This window comes from Paenibacillus sp. J31R109, assembly GCF_059692055.1.
In genome coordinates this window covers 148,945-168,332 of record NZ_JCAUAR010000004.1, presented here as the reverse complement: position 1 = coordinate 168,332, position 19,388 = coordinate 148,945, and the positions used below count along the sequence as shown (strand labels likewise).

At 42.0% G+C, this 19,388-nt stretch carries 21 protein-coding genes; 20 read left to right on the top strand and 1 reads right to left on the bottom strand.

All coding sequences use genetic code 11. From position 1 onward, the window contains the following. Positions 1–224: 224 nt before the first annotated feature. Both AC58QT_RS13750 and AC58QT_RS13745 read left to right on the top strand, forming a co-directional pair. Positions 225–1,739 (top strand): ATP-binding protein, encoded by a 1,515-nt coding sequence (locus AC58QT_RS13750; protein WP_497409464.1) that lies wholly within the window; start codon positions 225–227, stop codon positions 1,737–1,739. A gap of 28 nt (positions 1,740–1,767) precedes the next feature. Further along, entirely contained in the window at positions 1,768–2,466 is a 699-nt protein-coding gene (locus AC58QT_RS13745; protein WP_497409463.1) for a response regulator, read from the top strand. 76 nt (positions 2,467–2,542) lie between these two features. Here AC58QT_RS13745 and AC58QT_RS13740 read toward each other — a convergent pair whose 3' ends face one another. After that, positions 2,543–3,247, bottom strand: coding sequence for a hypothetical protein (locus tag AC58QT_RS13740; protein ID WP_497409462.1), 705 nt, complete (start codon positions 3,245–3,247; stop codon positions 2,543–2,545). 252 nt (positions 3,248–3,499) lie between these two features. On the opposite strand from AC58QT_RS13740, the gene AC58QT_RS13735 reads away from it, so the two are divergent. The 18 genes from AC58QT_RS13735 (at position 3,500) to AC58QT_RS13650 (ending at position 19,385) form a co-directional block, all read left to right on the top strand. Then, positions 3,500–4,525, top strand: coding sequence for an HD-GYP domain-containing protein (locus tag AC58QT_RS13735; RefSeq protein ID WP_497409461.1), 1,026 nt, complete (start codon positions 3,500–3,502; stop codon positions 4,523–4,525). Further along, entirely contained in the window at positions 4,522–4,824 is a 303-nt protein-coding gene (locus tag AC58QT_RS13730) for a helix-turn-helix domain-containing protein (RefSeq protein WP_310499847.1), read from the top strand. Before AC58QT_RS13735 ends, AC58QT_RS13730 begins: the two co-directional genes overlap by 4 nt. A gap of 215 nt (positions 4,825–5,039) precedes the next feature. Continuing rightward, entirely contained in the window at positions 5,040–5,801 is a 762-nt protein-coding gene (locus AC58QT_RS13725; protein ID WP_497409460.1) for a YveK family protein, read from the top strand. Then, a complete protein-coding gene (locus AC58QT_RS13720; RefSeq protein WP_497409459.1) occupies positions 5,782–6,453 on the top strand; it encodes a CpsD/CapB family tyrosine-protein kinase in 672 nt (223 codons plus the stop codon). The genes AC58QT_RS13725 and AC58QT_RS13720 overlap by 20 nt, the downstream gene beginning before the upstream one ends. Before the next feature lie 46 nt (positions 6,454–6,499). After that, entirely contained in the window at positions 6,500–7,780 is a 1,281-nt protein-coding gene (locus tag AC58QT_RS13715) for an efflux RND transporter periplasmic adaptor subunit (protein ID WP_497409458.1), read from the top strand. A 21-nt stretch (positions 7,781–7,801) separates the two neighbouring features. Then, on the top strand, positions 7,802–9,517 hold the full coding sequence (locus tag AC58QT_RS13710; protein ID WP_497409457.1) for a hypothetical protein: 1,716 nt from the start codon (positions 7,802–7,804) through the stop codon (positions 9,515–9,517). 12 nt (positions 9,518–9,529) lie between these two features. Beyond that, positions 9,530–9,730: a hypothetical protein gene (locus tag AC58QT_RS13705; protein ID WP_497409456.1), complete on the top strand. Its 201-nt coding sequence runs from the start codon at positions 9,530–9,532 to the stop codon at positions 9,728–9,730. A 78-nt stretch (positions 9,731–9,808) separates the two neighbouring features. Further along, positions 9,809–10,594, top strand: coding sequence for a hypothetical protein (locus AC58QT_RS13700; RefSeq protein WP_497409455.1), 786 nt, complete (start codon positions 9,809–9,811; stop codon positions 10,592–10,594). Continuing rightward, positions 10,594–10,863: a PqqD family protein gene (locus AC58QT_RS13695; protein WP_497409454.1), complete on the top strand. Its 270-nt coding sequence runs from the start codon at positions 10,594–10,596 to the stop codon at positions 10,861–10,863. The genes AC58QT_RS13700 and AC58QT_RS13695 overlap by 1 nt, the downstream gene beginning before the upstream one ends. Then, complete coding sequence (locus AC58QT_RS13690) at positions 10,850–11,305, top strand: signal peptidase I (RefSeq protein WP_497409453.1); 456 nt, start codon at positions 10,850–10,852, stop codon at positions 11,303–11,305. The genes AC58QT_RS13695 and AC58QT_RS13690 overlap by 14 nt, the downstream gene beginning before the upstream one ends. Before the next feature lie 22 nt (positions 11,306–11,327). Continuing rightward, the gene (locus AC58QT_RS13685; protein WP_497409452.1) at positions 11,328–13,118 is read left to right on the top strand and encodes an ABC transporter ATP-binding protein; all 1,791 of its coding nucleotides are present in this window, start codon (positions 11,328–11,330) and stop codon (positions 13,116–13,118) included. Then, complete coding sequence (locus tag AC58QT_RS13680; RefSeq protein WP_497409451.1) at positions 13,087–14,094, top strand: nucleotidyltransferase family protein; 1,008 nt, start codon at positions 13,087–13,089, stop codon at positions 14,092–14,094. The genes AC58QT_RS13685 and AC58QT_RS13680 overlap by 32 nt, the downstream gene beginning before the upstream one ends. Before the next feature lie 185 nt (positions 14,095–14,279). Then, the gene (locus AC58QT_RS13675) at positions 14,280–16,217 is read left to right on the top strand and encodes an asparagine synthase-related protein (protein WP_497409721.1); all 1,938 of its coding nucleotides are present in this window, start codon (positions 14,280–14,282) and stop codon (positions 16,215–16,217) included. Positions 16,218–16,231: 14 nt separating this feature from the next. After that, a complete protein-coding gene (locus AC58QT_RS13670) occupies positions 16,232–16,369 on the top strand; it encodes a paeninodin family lasso peptide (RefSeq protein ID WP_497409450.1) in 138 nt (45 codons plus the stop codon). Between the two features lie 95 nt (positions 16,370–16,464). Beyond that, positions 16,465–17,397: an aldolase gene (locus AC58QT_RS13665; protein WP_497409449.1), complete on the top strand. Its 933-nt coding sequence runs from the start codon at positions 16,465–16,467 to the stop codon at positions 17,395–17,397. Further along, a complete protein-coding gene (locus AC58QT_RS13660; RefSeq protein WP_497409448.1) occupies positions 17,394–17,711 on the top strand; it encodes a lasso peptide biosynthesis PqqD family chaperone in 318 nt (105 codons plus the stop codon). Before AC58QT_RS13665 ends, AC58QT_RS13660 begins: the two co-directional genes overlap by 4 nt. A gap of 22 nt (positions 17,712–17,733) precedes the next feature. Then, the gene (locus tag AC58QT_RS13655) at positions 17,734–18,180 is read left to right on the top strand and encodes a lasso peptide biosynthesis B2 protein (RefSeq protein WP_497409447.1); all 447 of its coding nucleotides are present in this window, start codon (positions 17,734–17,736) and stop codon (positions 18,178–18,180) included. A gap of 17 nt (positions 18,181–18,197) precedes the next feature. After that, positions 18,198–19,385 (top strand): nucleotidyltransferase domain-containing protein, encoded by a 1,188-nt coding sequence (locus tag AC58QT_RS13650; protein WP_497409446.1) that lies wholly within the window; start codon positions 18,198–18,200, stop codon positions 19,383–19,385. The last annotated feature ends 3 nt before the right edge of the window (positions 19,386–19,388 follow it).

The window sequence follows — 19,388 nt, the reverse complement described above, 5'->3', positions numbered from 1 at the left end:
GAATCGGACTATTTTCACTTTTTAGCGTTAAAACTTCAAATTAATTCGGAGATATCGGACAAACGTAACTCAACACCTAGTAAAGAGCTATAGTTACTTAGCCGAACCTCAATTTTTATACTTTTTTTATACAATTGCTACTCATCTTTACTCCTTATTTACAGAGATCTGCGTTACAATAGTGTGCGTGTGGCAAACTTGGTGAAATAGGGTAAAATAAGTCTATGGAAACTCAACAAAACGAAAAAAATTACTGGAAATCGTACGGGGTGACGAGCCTTTTTATTGTCGTGTTAACGATTGTATTAAAAGGTATTGCTCCTTTCCTTGATCTCGTCAATATCTCGCTCCTATATTTATTTCCGGTGCTGTTTAGTGCGGTTCGTTGGGGGAGAGGTCCCTCTTTTTTTGCTGCGGGATTAGGTGTATTGGCGTTTGACTTCTTCTTCGTTCCGCCTACGCGCAGTCTGTCGGTAGCTGATTTACGTTATATTTTCACCTTCATAGTCTTCTTGTGTGTGGCGGGCTTGACGGCAAGTCTTGCTTCTAAGCTTAGAAATCAGATCCAGCAAGCGCAAAAGAGAGAAGCGAATACAGCTGCCCTATACGCGTTAAGTCGCAAGATTACAGCGATTTCTGATCTAGATGTCTTACTCATTGAGATTGTTCAGCACATTGCTGAAACACTGGATACGAAAGTGGCTATCTTTTTTCAGAATCAGCTGGGAGAGCAAGAGCTGACTGCTTACTCGAAAAATGACAAGGATTGGGCGAGTGATGAGTCGCATCTCTCTATCGCGGCCTGGGTCAATGCGAACCATACGATTGCTGGTCGGGGGACGCAGACGTTGCGTGAAGCCTCTGATTTACATATTCCATTGGCAACCGATCATCAGATGCATGGCGTGCTTGCTGTGCATGTTGGCCATCGCAGTGTGCTGGAAATGCCGGAACTTATTCCCATCATAGAAGCATTATCGGATCTCGCGGCCGTGGCTATTTCTCGGGTTAAGCTAGCGGATGAAGCCAAAGTGGCTCAATTGACAGCTGAATCCGAAAAGCTTCGCACAGCGCTGCTGGACTCGCTCTCTCATGAATTGCGTACGCCGCTGGCTACCATTATTGGTTCTGTCACGGGCTTGCTTGAGGGTGAGCACGTTTTTAGTCCTGATGATCGTCGAGAGTTACTCCTTACAACCCGTGAAGGGGCTACGCGTATGAATAGACTCGTTGGGAATCTGCTCGGTATGGTTCGCATTGAGAGCGGGATGATGCGTTTAAATAAGATGTGGTGCGGGATCGAGGATGTTGTCGGGGTTGCCTTAACGCAATTGAAGGATTCCTTGCAAAATCGAGTCATTCATATCGCATTGGATCCGGAGCTTCCGTCTGTTCCACTGGATGAAGTGCTTATCGAACAAGTGTTGATAAACGTGCTCAGCAATGCGATCAAGTATTCACCTGAAGGCAGCGAGATCCGGATTGAAGCGGAAAAGGCTGGCGATAGGCTGCTTTTGAGCATTACGGATGAAGGGGCGGGCATACCTCCTGCCGATAGGGAACGGATTTTTGAAAAATTTTATCGTGGAAATCGGACGAAACATATACCAGGCACAGGTCTTGGGCTTGCCATCTGTAAAAGTATTGTAGAAGCGCATGGCGGTTCAATCACCGCTAGCGAGAGAAAAGACGGTCGGCAGGGTACGGTGATCGAACTGAGCTTGCTTTTATCACAATAGAAATTCGCTAAGAGGGATGGAGAGAAGGATGACAACCACAGGGGCGAAAATTCTGGTCATTGATGACGAGGCACAAATTCGCAAATTAATGCGTGTTACGTTAACTGCACATGGATTTGTAACAGCGGAAGCTGCAACTGGCAAAGAAGGATTGCTGCAGGCTGCGATGTTTCGGCCAGATCTCATAGTGTTAGATTTGGGGCTGCCAGATATGACCGGTATGGAGGTATTGGACGGCATTCGTGAATGGTCGAATGTTCCCATCATTATCTTAACCGCGCAGGATCAAGAGCTTGACAAAGTCGCCGCCTTAGATCGAGGTGCAGACGATTATGTGACGAAGCCATTCGGTATGGGCGAATTCATGGCTCGCATGCGAGTGGCGCTTCGGCATATTGCCAAAACGCAAGATGAGCCTGTGCTTAGGCTTGGGCAGCTCGTTATTGATTTGGCTAAGCGCTGCGTAGAACTCCATGGTGAAAAGCTGAAGCTTACGCCAACTGAGTATGATTTGCTCAAGGTGCTTGGCGTTAATGCTGGACGCGTGATGACTCATAAACAGTTACTCAAGGAAGTATGGGGCGGTCAGCAGTATGAATCAGACAGTCAGTACCTGCGCGTGTATGTTGGACATCTGAGGAAGAAAATAGAGACGGATCCGACAAGACCTCAGTATATTTTGACAGAGCCGGGCATTGGGTACAGGTTTGCTTGGCAAGAAAGCTAGTGACATGGAATTAAATAAAAAAGCTTCCAGCCCTACAAAAATCGTGGGATTGGAAGCTTTTTTGCAATCTATGGTGTTAACAAGTAAAGGAATCGATAAAGCGTAAGTCAATTCCGAAGAAGATCCAAGAGAATCCAGTCCAACGGAATCCCGTAATCGATGTCCGTCCAACGAACACTGGGAAATACCAGTATTGTTGTCCGTTACTTTGCCATATATACGTGAATCTGAACAAGCAGCGGGAGATTCCGCCTGGATCTACGGCGTATACGCCGGGTGCTTTAAGTGGTTTTTGCGGTATGTGAGATGGCGGCGCGGACGTTGGCGGTTGATACCCGCCTTGGCCTTGGCCTGGTCCAGGTCCACCTGGGAAACCGCCTGGTCCACCCGGAAATCCACCAGGTCCACCTGGGAAACCGCCTGGCCCGCCCGGAAATCCACCAGGTCCGCCTGGAAACCCACCAGGTCCACCTGGGAAACCACCTGGCCCGCCCGGAAACCCACCAGGCCCGCCTGGGAAACCGCCTGGTCCGCCTGGGAATCCAGGCATCATGCCGCCAGTTCCTGGGAATCCGGGGATGCCCAAACCTCCTAAGCCACCCAAGCCGCGTGGATCATAGGCAGGTACCCATCCATAGTATTGAGGTACGGGATACCCATAAGGGTATGGTGTATGTTGTGGATAATAGGCTGCTGGGTAGTCCGAGTCCGTTGCCGCGCTTTGTGAAATCTCAGTTTCCAGTTCTACATCGCGCAGTTCTTGTTTCTTGTTCGATGCCATTCGTAAGTCCTCCTTAGGTAAAAGCGGATTGTCGATACTTACTATATGCAGGGAGATAGACGGATGTCACGGTTTAAAAATAACAAAAGTTAAGCATCACTAGACCTATAAGAAGTGGTATAATAGTTCGAATTGGGAAAATAAACCTACAATAGATTGTCGAAATATAGGTTAAATATCCCATATATATGATGGAATTTGTCGTATATAATGGAAAATGGAACGATTTTGAAATTAATGGGGCGGGATTTCTTGAGAGACCTTTTGGGTAAAAGATTAAGATATGATGTGACAACAAGTTATGGACTAGTCTTAGTCCCTGTTCATACCGTTCTAAATCAAGAACATTTGGATTTATTTAGGCAACATCGCATCGATCAGATGGATATTGTAACAACGACGATGCTTGAGAGCCAGCCGCCTGAATCGGTACCCGCTCAAGATGCGAATCGTCTTGTTCAAAAAGCTACGGAGTATGCCAAAGACTTATTCGAGCGTATTAAGACGCAAAAGAAGATACCTCTTTTAGAGATCAAGTCAGAATTAATTCCAATCGTTCAGCAGGCAGCCGAAAACCCTGATCTCTTTCAATTGTTTCAAGCCGTTAAGGCTAAGGATGAATACACCCACCAGCATAATATCGGCGTGGGCATTCTATCAACACTCATTGGCAAATGGATGGACCTTGCAGATACAGAAGTAGCGCTTCTATCCTTAGCGGCTACTATGCATGATGTGGGTAAAATCAAGATATCTCAAGAGATTTTAATGAAACCTGGAAAATTAACTCCGCAAGAGTATGATGAAATAAAAAAGCATACCATTCTTGGTTATAACATGCTGCGTGAGACGGTAGGCATTAACTATCGTGTAGCGCTGGTAGCTCTACAACATCATGAACGGGCTGATGGCACGGGGTATCCGCTGCAGTTGCAAGATAATCAACTGGACAAAATGAGCAGAATCGTCGCGGTAGCTGATGTTTTCCACGCAATGTCATCGAAAAGGCCATATCATGAAATGATGCCTTTTCACGAGGTTGTCAGTCGGTTAAGAAAAGGTTTCTTTGGAGAATTAGATCCACATATAGTTTCCGTCTTTTTACAAAACATGATTTACAATCTAGTAGGCAGGCAAGTTCTTCTTACAGATGGACGCTGGGGCGAAGTCGTCTATATTAATCCAACGGATGATACGAACCCACTCGTGAAAATCGAAAATACCTTTCTTGATCTCAGTCGAGAAAGACACATTCATATAAAGGAAGTTGTCATATGAAGCCAATAATTATAGAGAAGTCAGACGTTTTACTCCAATTTTATTCCAACTATGGTCTAACACAACGTGAAACCGAAATACTTTCCTTACTTGCGACATATGGTTACACCAACAAGGAAATTGCCGAAAATTGCTGTATCAGTGAGAAAACCGTGAAAATACACCTCGCCAACATTATGGGTAAAATCGGAATTGGCTCCATGCGCAAGCTATTAGCCTTGCTGTTGCAGCAAGCTCTGCTTGTTTCTGGACTGGGAGCGAATGAGTCTGTGCGTGTGGCGTCGGTGGGAATGAGATAAGTAAGGTGAATTACCTAGTGAAAGCAGCCTATCCTCTAACGAGGAGAGTGCTGCTTTTTGCTTTCTCTAAACCTCGAAGTCTCGATACATTTTGGAACCAAAAACGCACAATATTATATTGACATGATACAAAAAGTATCTTAAAGTAAGAGTAACAATTAAGATACAAATAGTATCATAGCAAGGCGAAATATAGACTTCTACCGGAGGGGAATATGGAAATTAATATGAAAGAATACGTGATGGTTATCATGAAGCGATGGTGGCTAATCGTTATAGTCGTTTGTACGTGTACGATTCTAACAGCGATGTATACAACTTCGAATTATGTTCCCATCTATCAGGCTTCTACGAAATTAATCGTTAATAAAACGTTTGAACAGGATCAACTAGGTACGGAGCAGATTGATTATGGCGCGATTGGAGTTAATATGGCGCTCATTAATACGTACAAAGAAATCATAAGAACCCCAGCTATTATGGATAAAGTCGTTCAACGTTACCCTAATCTGCGAGTTTCGACAGATCAATTAATTTCAATCGTCAATGTAACTAATCTGAATGATACACAAGTCATGTCGATTGTCGTAAGACATTTTTCGCATGAAAGAGCTGTAGGTATCGCTAATGCTGTATCGGATGTTTTTCAATCAGAAATCTCTAATATTATGAAGGTTGATAATATCACCATCCTGAATCGAGCCAAAATGCAGGACAATCCTACTCCTGTTAATCAGAAATCGAATCAGTACATCATTCTTAGTTTTGTTGCTTCCCTGGCTGCTACAATTGGTATCATTCTCTTGCTGGATGCTTTAGATGATACATTGAAAACAGATGAGGATATTCGAGAGGTGTTTGAGACTTCAACATTAGGCTACATTCCAAAAGTGAAGTACGGAAAATTGAAATTGAAACGGAAACATAAATTAAGTAAAAAAGCAGAGGATATTTCATATGCGAAAACTATCTACTAATACGAGCTCAACCGCCCTGATGCAAATTATCCAAGCCTCCTCTACATCTGAAGCTTACAGCTCCTTGAGATTTAATATTGAATGCTCTGTGTTCGGACGTGACGCTAAAACAATTACCATTACTTCAGCAAGTCGAGGTGAAGGGAAAACAACCACTGCTGTTCAATTAGCAGTCGCCTATGCTCAAATTGGCAATAAGGTCATGCTACTTGACGCGGATCTTCGGAACCCATCAATTCACTTGGTATTTGGTGTTGAACCTAGTCAGGGGCTAACCAATTATCTAGAAGGCCAAATTTCCATTAATGAAATCGTTCGAGAAACGATTGTAGAGAATCTCGACTTAATTACATCAGGATCACGCACAAAGAATCCTTCGAGTTTATTGGCATCAAAGCCAATGGACGCGCTCCTCGCTATGTTGAGAGAGAACTACGATATGGTTATTATTGATACTTCTTCGCTTCTTACAATTACAGACGCCAAAATAATGGGAACGAAGAGTGATGGAGTTCTGCTTATTGTAGAGTATGGAAAAGTGAAACGTGATATTGCGAAGAAGGTGAAAGAAGAGCTTGCACTAGCCAATATGAAATTAATCGGTGTAGTTCTTAACGAAGTGAAGAATAATCAGGCAGATGCTTATCTCTAATCAAATCTTTTGAAAAATAAAAGTAAGGGGAGAGAGTTTATAGCAAATGAGAAAAAAAAGAAGAAAGCCACAGTCACGAGCTGTAAGAATTGCTACTATTTTAACACTCAGTATAGGAATATTGGCAGGATGCTCGGACACCGCGATTGAGGGTACAGATGCAAATACGGTTTACACAGACCAAGTGCAACAACCGGTTAAAGTATTCAAGGTAATTAAACAAAAAATCGGAGAGTCGCTGGAGCGCACTGGCGAAGTTCAATCTTCTGCTCAATTTAAGATCATTGCTAAAGCAACTGGGGAAATTGAGCAAATTATGAAGAAACGCGGTGAAATGGTTCAAGAAGGCGATGTCATTATCAAATTAAAGTCTAGTGAGATTCTAGCTCAAAGAGAAGCTGCAATGGCGAACGTTAAATCGCTGCAGGACGGGATTGAAAAGGCGAAAGTAAGAGGACAGAAAGAATCGAATAATCAGAAAGCAGAGCTGAGTAATACCATTCAGAAAATGGAAATAGGGATGACAACACTTTTGCGTAATTACAACAAAATGAAAAATGACTATGATATCGGACTAGCGACCAAAGCTCAGCTGTACCAAATGGAGACTCAGATGATGAATGCTCGAATGGATTTGGATCAAATGAAGATAAAGTTAAACACATTTGACCCTATTGATTTGGCATCAGATATGGAATCCCAGCTGCAAGCAGCTAAACTTAATCTACAGCAGGTTGAGCAGTCTATCCAGAGTCTTGAAGTGAAGGCTACAGTCAGTGGTCTCATGACAGAGATGCCACTTGAAACCGGAATGGGGATACAAGTTGGATCACAAATTGCCTTAATTCAACGGTTGGATCCGATTAAAATTAAAGCACAACTAACAGATGAAGAGATGAAGCTAGCAAGTGGTAAGTCGGAAATGGCTTACGTACTTCCGAACAACAAAACGAGGTATCAAGGCGCCATTAGCTATCTATCGAAAGTCATAGATCCTGAAACAAAAGCTTACGAAATTAATCTTGAAGTACCTAACAAGGAGCTTACCTTGAAACCAGGTATGAAGTTAAAGCTCTTACTGTCAGATGATAAGGACCTCATTGTTGTGACCGTGCCAACGTATAGTATCGTTAGAGAAGGCGAGAACGCCTATGTGTTTGTAGTTTCAAATGATACCGTTGAGAAGCGCAGCATTCAATTAGGTCGATTAAACGAAACTAAGCAGGAAGTGCTTTCGGGACTTAAAGAAGGCGAGTTGGTTGTAAAGTCCAATCCAAGCGCATTAATAGATAAATCTAAAGTTCAAGTAGCAGTTGAAGAGCAATAAATAAAAATGGAGTGACTTTATTTGAAAATAAACTGGAAAAAAACAACGATTATGTTCGTCCTAGCGATCTCCTTGGTCATCCCATCGGCCTCCTTCCACGTTGCTGCTGATGAGAAATACGGACAAATAACATCACTCAATTACTCCCCGTTAACAGCATCACTTCAGGTTGAGGTTAAAAGCATATTGAATGAACCTACAACAGAAGGCACAAAAATTGGTGCAGTAATTAGGTATTATAATGCAGGAGAGCGTTTAGTAGGTGTTCCTGAGTATGAAGTTCGTGTTAAGACGAACGAAGGTTTGGAATACATTATGCGTCCCAGTTTAACGAATGCGAAGAATATTCAACCCAAAGAAACCGTAGAGCTCAGTTACTTGAATGTGATAGATCGATATGACGTTTTTGCTTTAGATGAGTTATCTTGGTCGGATGTGGATGAATTCGTCTACCCGAAACAAGAAAAACGAATTATTTCCCTACCTATTGCAGATCTGGAGTGGAAAGGGGAGAAGGCGAATCTTTCAGACCCTGCCCAAATCAAGCAATGGAGAGATTCCTTCACAATCCCTATGCTTTCGGACAAGATTGAATATAAGCCAGTAAGCATCAATGAACAGAATACGGTAAATGGTCTCAAAACAGTCGTGGGTTTCATTGCAACCAACCTGGGAGACAAGCCCATTACAATCCCTGATTTTCGCATAAATGGTAAGTCAGCGAATAAAGTATTCGTCGGTGAAAGACTGGAGCAAGATGAACTTGTACTCGAGCCTGGTGAGAAGAATTATGTACATTATGCCATTCCGGTCAAGAGTCGAGCGGAGTTGAAAAGTTTAACGGTTCTAACACCGGAAGAATTTGTAGCAGAGGATAAATCACATATCTCCTATACCATTGGTAGATTGACGATTCAAGTAGGCGGCATCAATAGTACTAATCTTCCTACGAACCAGATGGCGTTATATGAGTGGAATAAGCCGATTCAATTCGATCCCATGAGTCAACTGATTCCATCGGATATTGAGGTATCCATGGTTGATCTAAACATGAGCGAAAGTGCTGGCGGTGGGTTTAAATCTGTAGTTGCTAAGTTTAGATTACTGAATAAGAGCAGCGATTCCGTACCCGTTCCTCAATTCCAAACGGTGTTGACTATTGCTAATGGTAAAAAGTTTGCGGGAACTAGACAAGAAACGAAGGTTGATACACTCATTCCCAATATTAGCTATGTCATATACTACACGTATATCGTACCAAACGCAGAGACCGGTGAGCGTCTAACGATGGAAATTCTAGATGGCAAAAAGGTTGCGCCCTATAACTTCACTATCGCTGCGTTCAGGACCAAAGTTATGGAATCATCGGATACTAGCCTTGCTTTCTATCCATTTCAAGTCAAAATAAATGATACATCTTTGCAAACAAGCTTCAATTTAGGAAACGGGGCTAATTACTCCTATAAGTTAAGTGTAAATTTTAATGTTAAACTGCAGGATGAGGTTGTCGTAGATCAGAGTTTTTCCAAACTAAGATTAGAGGTCGCGGATGGGGCAAACCGAATTATGGCATCGAAAGTATTTACTTTCGCAGGAGAGAAGAAGCTGGTGAGCGACACAGATATTCTAACCTTCGACGCAGATACCTTAGAAACTACGTTAAACATTCGCATGTATGAGATCACAGATACCCCATTTGGTGAAGTAAGAAGACTAGTGCAAACGGTGAAACGATAGGAGAGATGTACGATGGATAATCAGGATCAAAGACAAAAAGTGTATTCACCACCAATGGTGTTAAGTCAGCAGCCAGTAAGGTTTGAAACCGCCCAGAGTTGGAATAAAGGTCATGGTAATTTGAAACACCCAGGGAAGGGTAATGGTGGCATTAACTATCCGAATCCTCCTTATTCAGGACCACACAATGGAAAAGGGAATGGTAAGCACTAGAAAAGAATTTGCGGAGGTCATGAGATGCTGTACAGCGTAAGTTGGCCTCCCTTATTATGATGTCTTGAGGGGTAGAACATGGAACACATTCATACGATAATTGGTGAGCATTATATTCAAGTTCAGACGCAGTCCACTAAAATCATAGATTGGATTCGGAAAAATTTCGCAATTATTCCCGCAGCACCGTATACCCCTCATATGAGGGTTAGGCTTCATGAAGGATATGGTGTTCCTTTTGTAAATTATGAGGTGTCCATCAAACAAGAAGAGAACAATCAGCTAGTCTATCGAAGGTCTGATTACCTCATCGTGGTTGATAGTGATTATCACGAAGCATCTATCTCCGTACATAATGAATTGGCATTAAAACATGCGTTCATGAACCTTTATAGCGCATTTCTCGTGCATAACCGATGGGGATTACTCATTCATTCATCTTGCGTGATCGAGAATGGTAAGGCCTATTTATTCGCTGGTCAATCTGGCGCCGGCAAATCAACCGCTGCGAAACTGTCGGATCCTCGTGAGCTTCTCTCCGATGAAGCTTCCATTGTGAAGATTACACCAGATGCCATAACGGTGTTTGACTCACCTTTTCGAAGCGAATTATCTCGATCAGGTTGTATGGAAAAAAGTTCACTTGCAGGAATTTATTTATTAAATCAAGCGACCTCTAATCACAAGGTGGCTCTTAGCAAGTCAGATGGTTTTCTACAACTCGTTGATAAAGTATTTTATTGGGCACATAGCTTGGAAGAAACGGTTAATATCCTGCATTTGTTACTTGATTTAGTGAAAGTAGTCACGATTAGTGAATTGCATTTTCAGAAAAATGATACTTTTTGGGAGTTGATCTCGTAATGACGCACTATGTACGAATGAATAATTATGAGTCTATTGAGCTTGATATGGAATGGATTATTCTTAATACGGATGAGTATACGTTAACGAAGCTGAATGGTGTGGGTGGATTTTGCTGGTCTCTGCTCGGCACGGCACAGTCTATAGGCACTATTGCTGATGCGGTTCGAAATGAATTCCAAGAGGTTCATAGTCACGTCGAAACAGACGTCGAAGTATTTTTGCAGGATATGATGAATCGGGGTCTTGTTCAGCTTGCTAGATCATAAGAACATCAATCAGATCATTGCACTAACGATGGAGAAACAAGGTTGGATTGATCTACCTTCGCAAGGTATGAGTATGTATCCTTTTATTAAGAAGGGGGATATTTGTAGATTTGTACGTGTAGAAGCATCACGTATGAAAAAAGGCGATATTCTCTTATTTCGCGACCGACACGGTCATTTAATCGCTCATCGATTGTCTCGTATCGTGATGAACAATCAACAACTACATTATCTGTGTAAAGGTGATACGAATGTAGCGTATGACGATTGGATTGCACAGAATCAAATCATCGGAAGACTGATTTGGAAGAAACGTAATGGGCGTCTTATTCAAATTACGAATCTAGCTTCAAGTACTTGGAGCTGGGCAATACGTACACTCCCTCTGTTGTCGCGATTAGTTCAATTCTATTTAGTTCGAAGTAAACTTGCGAAATCGTAAACGAGTATGGAGTGTCGATGAGATGAATGGTTTATTGAAAATGAATGAAGCACGCAGAACATATAACGTTTTGAAGCCCTACATTAAGCAACATCGAAGACCTTACGTGGGTCTTTTCCTCCTACTCTTCGTTGAAATTATGCTAACTATTGGATTCTCATGGTTTTTTGGTGCAATTACAGATGCAGCAATTCACAGTAACATTTCACGGATGAAATGGTTAGTACCTCTTGGTATCGCACTTGTTTTAATTAGTATTACCTCCACTTATCTCAATACCCTTTGGGAGACGATTGCCACTAATGCCGTTAAAAGGGACTTCTCTGAGCACCTATTCAAACACATTTTGCAATTACCAGGTAAACAAGTAGATCGTATTCATTCTGGCGATTTATTAGCTCATTTCACGAACGACATTCATAATCTGGATGGCATTATTGGCAGCAGTCTAATAAATTTGATTAAGTTACCTTTCATTTATGGTGCTGTGCTTATTTATTTACTGCATATCAATTGGAAATTAGCGCTTTTATGTGCATGTGTAGCACCAGCAGCCATGGTTTCTGGGGTTATATTTGGTATATTACTGCGTAATAATAATAGGCGAATTCAAAATTTGGTTGTTCAATTTAATGTGCTGTTAAATGAAACATTTCAAGGCTTTTTCGTTATTCGTTCCTTTCTTATGGAGAAAGCTGTATTCACCAAATATGCGATTAAAAATAAGAAGCTTTACGCATTGGAATTAAATAATGCCAAATTACGTGGTTGGTTTTATGTGGGAAGTCAAGCTGCCGCTTCAATTACATTTCTAGTCAGTTTGTGTTTGGGTTCCTATTATATTTCCATGGGTCTGTTAACTGTAGGAGCTTTGCTTACTTTTATCAATCTCGTCAATCATTTGGTGTATCCATTAACGGAGTTTGCTGGACAATGGGCTGGCCTTCAGAAATCGATGTCTGCTATGGAACGAATATTTAAAGTATTAGAGATCGAATCTGAATCAGATGATTTCCCAGCCGCGATGAAAGTAGAACCCATTATGTCCTCTATTGCCTTTAACAATATTACTTTCCAGTATGAAGAGCAGGCTCATTTATTTGAACATCTGAATGTACACATTCCAGCGGGGAAAATCGTAGCTATAGTAGGTTTAAGCGGAGCGGGCAAAACCACGCTGTTCAATCTACTCCAAGGTTTCTACAAACCGCAAGCAGGTGAGATTTTAATAAATGGACGACTAATTTCAAACCTTTCAATTTCTGAGCGAAGAAGTCTATTTGCTCATGTTTCTCAGGATACCATGCTATTCAGCGGTACAATCCGAGATAACTTGTTAGTAGCGCGGCCTGATATCACCGATAACCAAATGATTGAATCTACTAAAATCGCGGGAATCCATGCCTATATTTCTACGCTGCCCCTGGGCTATGAGACAGAAGTTGGGGAAAACGGTATGAAACTTTCCGGCGGTCAACGACAACGATTAGCGATTGCAAGGGCAATTCTGAAAGATGCGCCTATCCTGTTATTAGATGAGGGCACCTCAGCCTTAGATAGTGAGACGGAATATCATGTGAAAGCGGCATTGGATCGCCTTATGCATAATCGAACCACGCTCATTATTACACATCGCCTAGCGTCCATTCACAAAGCAGATTATATTCTCGTAATGGATAAAGGTGAAATTGTGCAAATGGGGCGGCATGAGGAAATTATGCAAAAGGAAGGGGTATACCGTTATTTGCATGGCATGGAATCCAAGAGAGGAGAGTGGGGCTATGCTGATGCCTTTGATCAAAGCGTTGTATGACCCGCAAGCGTCTCTTCCAGAGGAGTCCATGTTCTATGAAAAAGTACTTGAGGAAATCAAACGGTATTCTATAGGTTCACAAGTATTTTCGCTACTCCATCAGCAGGGCAAATGGGCTCAGGTACCTACTTTTTTTCAAGAACATTTAAAGCAGTACTCTGATGAGACGCGTTGTCTTAATTTTTTCATTAAAAGTCAACTTGACCAAATTCTTCGACACTTCGAGGCATCAACTATTTCCGTCATCCCGTTAAAAGGTGTTCGATTTGCTGAAAAGTACTTCGGCCATTTTGGCGCTAGAGCGACATCGGATATTGATGTACTAATCAAAAAGTCCGATTTGGAGGCCGCGATTCAATGTTTAAAAACACTGGGATTTGTCATCGAGGAGAGGAGGTCTCCATCTCATTTCCATTGGAGTTTCTCCAAGCAATTGCCGTGTAGTGCGATTCCATTGACCGTTGAGCTGCATTGGAATGTACTAGTAGAACAAACGTCCAATATCAATATGAATGAATTCTGGGAGCAAGCGACACCACTCGCATCGTACCAGTATGTGAAGGAACTTTCTGTCTATCATACGTTCTATATGATTTGCTTGCACGGTTGGAGTCATTACATGGATTCGCCTAAATACTATATCGACATTTTGCAATTGCTCCTTCGACATCCTGATGACATTAACTTTGAAGTGCTCTTTAAGCATGCTGCTTCTCATCAAACGTTAAAAAGAATACACCGCACGTTAGTGAACGTGTATGGCCATTTCCCGTATCTTGGGGCTTTTAAAGAGCTTCCGGTCTTTTATAAGAGGGGAAGTAGTTCGTCTGATAGCCGTTATTTGGTGGCTTTAGCGAACAAGATTCATAACAAATTTTTCAACTTTGACTCGGGTTCGCATACCTTGGTGGCGATGATCCATACCTTATCTCAATTGGTAAATTCAAGGTTTTCTAGCAGAATAAAAAAGTTTTAATAAGGCTGTTGACAGTGGAGATAGAAGATGATATTCTGAGATTGTTCTCGATAAAGAACAACGAGTGCTCGAAAGAGAAACTTAAAATAAAGATATATCCACAAGTAATAAAGTCGAATTATATAGCGTTGTTCTTTAATAAGAACTTCGAGTCGAAATGACAATGATGTGAAGAGGGTGAAATGATGAGTGCCATTGTTGGAATATACAACTACAATCAAGAGCCAATTCAAGTTGAACATGGATATCGCATGATGTTCGATTTAGAGAAATTTCCAGCGGATGACATTCAAACATGGCACCAAGATACAGTGTTTCTAGGCTGCCATGCACAATGGATTACGCCAGAATCCGTCGGTGAGCGATTGCCTTATTATGATAATGCAAGGAAGCTTGCGATAACAGCAGATGCGATCATTGATAATCGAGATGAGCTATTCGAGAAATTACAAATAGAGCGAGAACGAAGAGCGAAGATGCCGGATAGTGAGCTGATTCTGCTGGCGTACCATAAGTGGGGCGAGGAAAGTCCGAAGCACTTAATTGGTGATTTCGCTTTCATGATCTGGGATGAGAGAAAGCAGCGATTATTTGGGGCTAGGGATTTCTCGGGATGTAGGACGTTGTATTTTAAACGAAACCAGCATCAAATTGCTTTTTGTACAATCATGGAACCTCTATTTACTTTGCCAGGGATGGGAAAAAAAATTAATGAGAAATGGATTGCTGAATTCCTTGCAATTCCTATGACGACGGATTCGATAGATTGTTTCTCCACGGTGTACGATCAGATCGAACAGTTGGCTCCTTCCCATTCAATAACGGTAGACAACGGCAAAGTAACATTTTCCAAGTACTGTACAGTTACGGACGTCCAAACGCTGAAATTGAAGTCGAATGAAGAATATGAAGAGGCGTTTCGTGATGTGTTTGGGCAAGCTGTCGAAGCGAGACTGCGCACACGTCGCCAAGTCGGTTCACATTTAAGTGGCGGACTAGATTCTGGGTCTGTAGTCAGCTTCGCAGCGCCATTATTAAGAAAAGAAAATAAACGATTGCATACATTCAGTTACGTGCCGGTTGATGATTTCACGGATTGGACGAGCAAAGGAAGATTTGCGAATGAGAAACCATTCATTCAATCAACGGTAGATCATGTTGGGAACATTACGGATCACTATTTAGATTTTAAAGGGCTCAGTCCTTTATCCGAAATCGATGATTGGCTCGATACCTTGGAGATGCCTTATAAGTTTTTTGAAAATTCCTTTTGGTTGAAAGGGATCTATGAGAAGGCCAGCCAGCAAGGCGTTGGGGTTCTACTTAATGGACAGCGCGGGAATTGGACCGTTTCTTGGGGACCGGCATTAGACTATCAGGCTAGACTGCTAAAAAAGATGAAATGGATTCAACTTCACCATGAAGCCAAGCAGTACAGTATGAATATGGGAACTGGCAGGAAACGAGTCCTTTCGTTAGTAAGTAAAAAGGCATTTCCATTTCTAGGTAAACTACTAGGAGCTCAAGGGGAGGGTAAATTCCCAAAGTTAATTAACCCGCAGTTCGCCAAGAAGATGAATGTGCTGGATAAGTTGCAAGCGCATGGCTTTGATCGAACAGATTTCTCAGCGCAAAGCGCGTATGATATCCGGAAGAAACAATTCGAGCAACTATATTATTGGAGTTTAAATGGGACAATTGGGACGAAATTATCTTTACGCTATGCCTTGTGGGAGCGTGACCCAACAAATGATCTGAGAGTGGCTCGCTTTTGTCTATCTGTACCCGAAGAACAATGCGTTCAAGATGGTGTTGATCGCTCACTAATCAGACGAGCAACAGCGAGTTATTTGCCTGACAAGGTGAGGCTCAATCAACGAACCCGCGGTGTACAAGGTGCGGATGGTGTTCATCGAATGGCGCCATCGTGGGATGTATTTATACAAGAAGTTGAAAAGTGCATTCAGAATCCTAGAAATTCAGAATATTTAAACCTGACAGAACTGAAATCGGCACTCGCAGAGATAAAAGCAGCAGCTAAACCAGAATATGTCTATGAGTTTGGATTTCGTATTTTAATGCGAGGTCTGATATTTTCTAGGTTTATGAATAACATGTCATGAGAGGGGGTGAGTACATGCAAAATCAAGCTAAGAAATTGTGGGAAAATCCGACTTTGGAAGTTCTTGAAGTAAAAATGACGATGGCTGGACCAGGGATTAAGACGCCTGATGGCGTTCAACCAGATCCAACTGAAGTTGTTCACTACAGCTAATTAGTACATATGTAGAAGCTTGATATTACCCTTATACTGTAACAGGTGTAAGGGTTTTTATCCTAATAAACATGCAAATGTGTGGAGTGAGAGAAATGATTGAAACGCTGAATAGAGTTGTATATAAAGCATTTGGGCTGCGCATATCCAGTGAGTTTCTGCTACCTGAGTTAGCTCAAATAAGTGAGCTAACTGCCCAATATGATGTGCTGGTGAGACGAAGTGACTTAACTACAGAATGGTTTCAGGTAGCTAAGTCGCATGAAAAGTTTGCTGTTAGTGAGAATATGTTCATGTTTCATATCCCTGACACAGCCATCTTTCGTATTAATGATGGGGAGAGCATCGACGTATCAGTGATGGACGGCGCGGATGAAGCGAAAATCCGGCTTTATGTGCTAGGTACGTGTATGGGTGTTCTACTCATGCAGAGGAAAATATTGCCACTTCATGGAAGCGCAATTGAGATTGATGGAAAGGCTTATGCGTTCGTTGGTGACTCTGGTGCAGGTAAATCGACTCTAGCATCTGCTTTTCTTAGTAAGGGGTATCGCTTACTCAGTGATGATGTGATTGCGGTAACATTAACGGAAAATCATATTCCAATGGTGATGCCTGCTTATCCACAACAAAAACTATGGCAGGAAAGTTTAACTGAATTCGGGGTAGGAACAAGCAGTTTACAATCCATATTTGACAGGGAAACGAAATATCTGGTTCCCGTTCCAACTAAATTTGCCAATGAGCCATTGCCCCTCGTGGGGATCTTTGAACTTAATAAAACAGCAAGCGACGGTATTCAGATAGGGTCGATCGAAGGTCTTGAAAAGCTGCGAATTTTGTTTCATCATACCTTCCGAAGCACTTTGCTGGAGAAACTTCAACTGTTGGATTGGCATTTTATGACGTCGGTAATGATTTCTAAGCATATTGACTTCCATCAGTTGCGTCGACCGTCATCGGGTTTCACGGCTCACGAAATGGTTTCTTTAGTTCTACATACGATCCAAGAGGGGGAAAGATCATGATCGAGAATCAGCGTATTCCTATGAATTTTCAAATTCATCAAGGAAAAGGGAACATTGTAAGTGATATGGATGGCGAAAAAGTCATGATGAATATAGCGAATGGAAGCTATTATAATCTTGGCGTTATTGGAGGTAGAATATGGAATCTGTTGGATACCCCTGCTTCGGTTGCAGAGCTAGTGTCGGTATTAGTGTCTGAATACGATGTTGAACATAGTGTCTGTGAGGCACAAGTGATTTTATTTTTGCAGGATTTGTTGGGTCAAAACCTAATCTATTTTGGCGAAGAGACTGGGCATACGCTTCCAGCTTAGGTCGGCAGAGGATGTGATCGATATGAGTAAAGTCAAAGTGTTACTCTCTCTAAACGGGAGAACGCTGCTTCTATGGATCGAGGCGCTATTTTACTTGGAATGGGCGCGTATTCTTGTGAGATTGCCTTTTGCTAAGGTGGCTCCTTCATTGGGGACCTCTATGCAGGAGACGTCAGATGCTCAATTTGAAAGTAATAAGATGACTCTGCGGCAAATTTCCAGTGCGATTAATTTGATGAGCAAGTACACGATTAGGGATAGCATATGTCTGGTTAGAGCGATTGCGGCTATGAAAATGCTCCATCGACGTCAGATAGAGAGTACCCTTTACTTGGGGACCGCACGAGATGAATCGAAGAAGATGATTGCTCATGCGTGGTTGCGAAGCGGCCATTATTATGTAACAGGTAGGGAAGGCATGGAGCGATTTACAGTTGTAGGTAAATTTGCAAAGATGAGCAGTAAATGAGATAAGGGAGACATGGAATGAACACGGATATAGAGTTAGATTTAACCGATTTATCGAAAGAGTTGAAACTGCTGCTCGAATTCGTGAAGTGTGAGAGCGACGGAATAACGCTTTCTGACCAACATCCATTGATGAAAGATACGAATTGGGATATCTTCTTAGGATTATCAAAGCATCATCGCATATATCCCTATATCTACAATCAAGTGAAAAAAATGAATAGCACTACGATTCCATCTTATGTTACTGAAGCTTTGCGCAGGGAATATCAACAGAATACATTTCAAATGCTTCACTTAAGCGGTGAAATGGAACAAGTATGCCAAATGCTAGCTGAGAATGAGATCCCAGTGTTGCTGCTCAAAGGACCCGCGCTAGCGGTAGATCTCTATGGAGATCTGTCTAAGAGAACTTGCAGTGATTTAGATGTGCTCATTTCTTTAGAGCAGTTGGAGAAGGCACATGAGCTCCTCACTCAACTTGATTACGTAAAAGATGACTACTTCTCAACGGTCCTGAATGATTGGCAGTGGAGACATCATCATGTCACCTACTTCCATCTTCACAAAAAGGTAAAACTTGAAGTTCACTGGAGACTCAATCCAGGGCCTTCGTATGAACCAACCTTTCAAGAGTTGTGGGACAGGCGAAGAATAAGCACAATGGTTAGCCAACCCGTATTTATGCTAGGTTATGACGATCTCTTTCTATTCCTTTCTTCACATGGTGCACGTCATGGTTGGTCAAGATTACGCTGGCTCGTTGATATCGATCGCATTGTGAGGCTTGGGCATAATTGGAGCAATGTATCTCGTGTACTGAAAAAGTATCAAATGAATCATCTTGGCGGTCAAGCACTCTTCTTAACCTCTCAATTGTTAGGTACTCCCTTAGGTAAGGACTTATACGCGATAACTAGTGGCAAGCGACCGAGAGCACTAGCGCATGACGCCTTATTTTATTTGAAACAAATGATACATCTTCATCAAGAGCCTTTACCAGATGATGTTGCTAGCTACCACAAACGTTACTTATTCTCGTTAATGTCCTTTCAGTTGAAGCTTCTTTATATCATTAGTTTCCTATATCCGTATCCCATAGATGTGGAAATACTTCCACTGCCAAGGAATCTACATTTTTTGTATTTTCCATTGAGACCTGTGCTGTGGGTTTGGAGGAAAACAAGGAATCACGCATGGCAATAGGGG

What these genes read in the sequence shown, in the direction of transcription:
- AC58QT_RS13750 (WP_497409464.1), top strand. Translation starts at nt 225, where the DNA reads ATGGAAACTCAACAAAACGAAAAAAATTACTGGAAATCGTACGGGGTG.
- AC58QT_RS13745 (WP_497409463.1), top strand. Translation starts at nt 1,768, where the DNA reads ATGACAACCACAGGGGCGAAAATTCTGGTCATTGATGACGAGGCACAA.
- AC58QT_RS13740 (WP_497409462.1), bottom strand. Translation starts at nt 3,247, where the DNA reads ATGGCATCGAACAAGAAACAAGAACTGCGCGATGTAGAACTGGAAACT.
- AC58QT_RS13730 (WP_310499847.1), top strand. Translation starts at nt 4,522, where the DNA reads ATGAAGCCAATAATTATAGAGAAGTCAGACGTTTTACTCCAATTTTAT.
- AC58QT_RS13725 (WP_497409460.1), top strand. Translation starts at nt 5,040, where the DNA reads ATGGAAATTAATATGAAAGAATACGTGATGGTTATCATGAAGCGATGG.
- AC58QT_RS13720 (WP_497409459.1), top strand. Translation starts at nt 5,782, where the DNA reads ATGCGAAAACTATCTACTAATACGAGCTCAACCGCCCTGATGCAAATT.
- AC58QT_RS13715 (WP_497409458.1), top strand. Translation starts at nt 6,500, where the DNA reads ATGAGAAAAAAAAGAAGAAAGCCACAGTCACGAGCTGTAAGAATTGCT.
- AC58QT_RS13705 (WP_497409456.1), top strand. Translation starts at nt 9,530, where the DNA reads ATGGATAATCAGGATCAAAGACAAAAAGTGTATTCACCACCAATGGTG.
- AC58QT_RS13700 (WP_497409455.1), top strand. Translation starts at nt 9,809, where the DNA reads ATGGAACACATTCATACGATAATTGGTGAGCATTATATTCAAGTTCAG.
- AC58QT_RS13695 (WP_497409454.1), top strand. Translation starts at nt 10,594, where the DNA reads ATGACGCACTATGTACGAATGAATAATTATGAGTCTATTGAGCTTGAT.
- AC58QT_RS13685 (WP_497409452.1), top strand. Translation starts at nt 11,328, where the DNA reads ATGAATGGTTTATTGAAAATGAATGAAGCACGCAGAACATATAACGTT.
- AC58QT_RS13680 (WP_497409451.1), top strand. Translation starts at nt 13,087, where the DNA reads ATGCTGATGCCTTTGATCAAAGCGTTGTATGACCCGCAAGCGTCTCTT.
- AC58QT_RS13675 (WP_497409721.1), top strand. Translation starts at nt 14,280, where the DNA reads ATGAGTGCCATTGTTGGAATATACAACTACAATCAAGAGCCAATTCAA.
- AC58QT_RS13670 (WP_497409450.1), top strand. Translation starts at nt 16,232, where the DNA reads ATGCAAAATCAAGCTAAGAAATTGTGGGAAAATCCGACTTTGGAAGTT.
- AC58QT_RS13665 (WP_497409449.1), top strand. Translation starts at nt 16,465, where the DNA reads ATGATTGAAACGCTGAATAGAGTTGTATATAAAGCATTTGGGCTGCGC.
- AC58QT_RS13660 (WP_497409448.1), top strand. Translation starts at nt 17,394, where the DNA reads ATGATCGAGAATCAGCGTATTCCTATGAATTTTCAAATTCATCAAGGA.
- AC58QT_RS13655 (WP_497409447.1), top strand. Translation starts at nt 17,734, where the DNA reads ATGAGTAAAGTCAAAGTGTTACTCTCTCTAAACGGGAGAACGCTGCTT.
- AC58QT_RS13650 (WP_497409446.1), top strand. Translation starts at nt 18,198, where the DNA reads ATGAACACGGATATAGAGTTAGATTTAACCGATTTATCGAAAGAGTTG.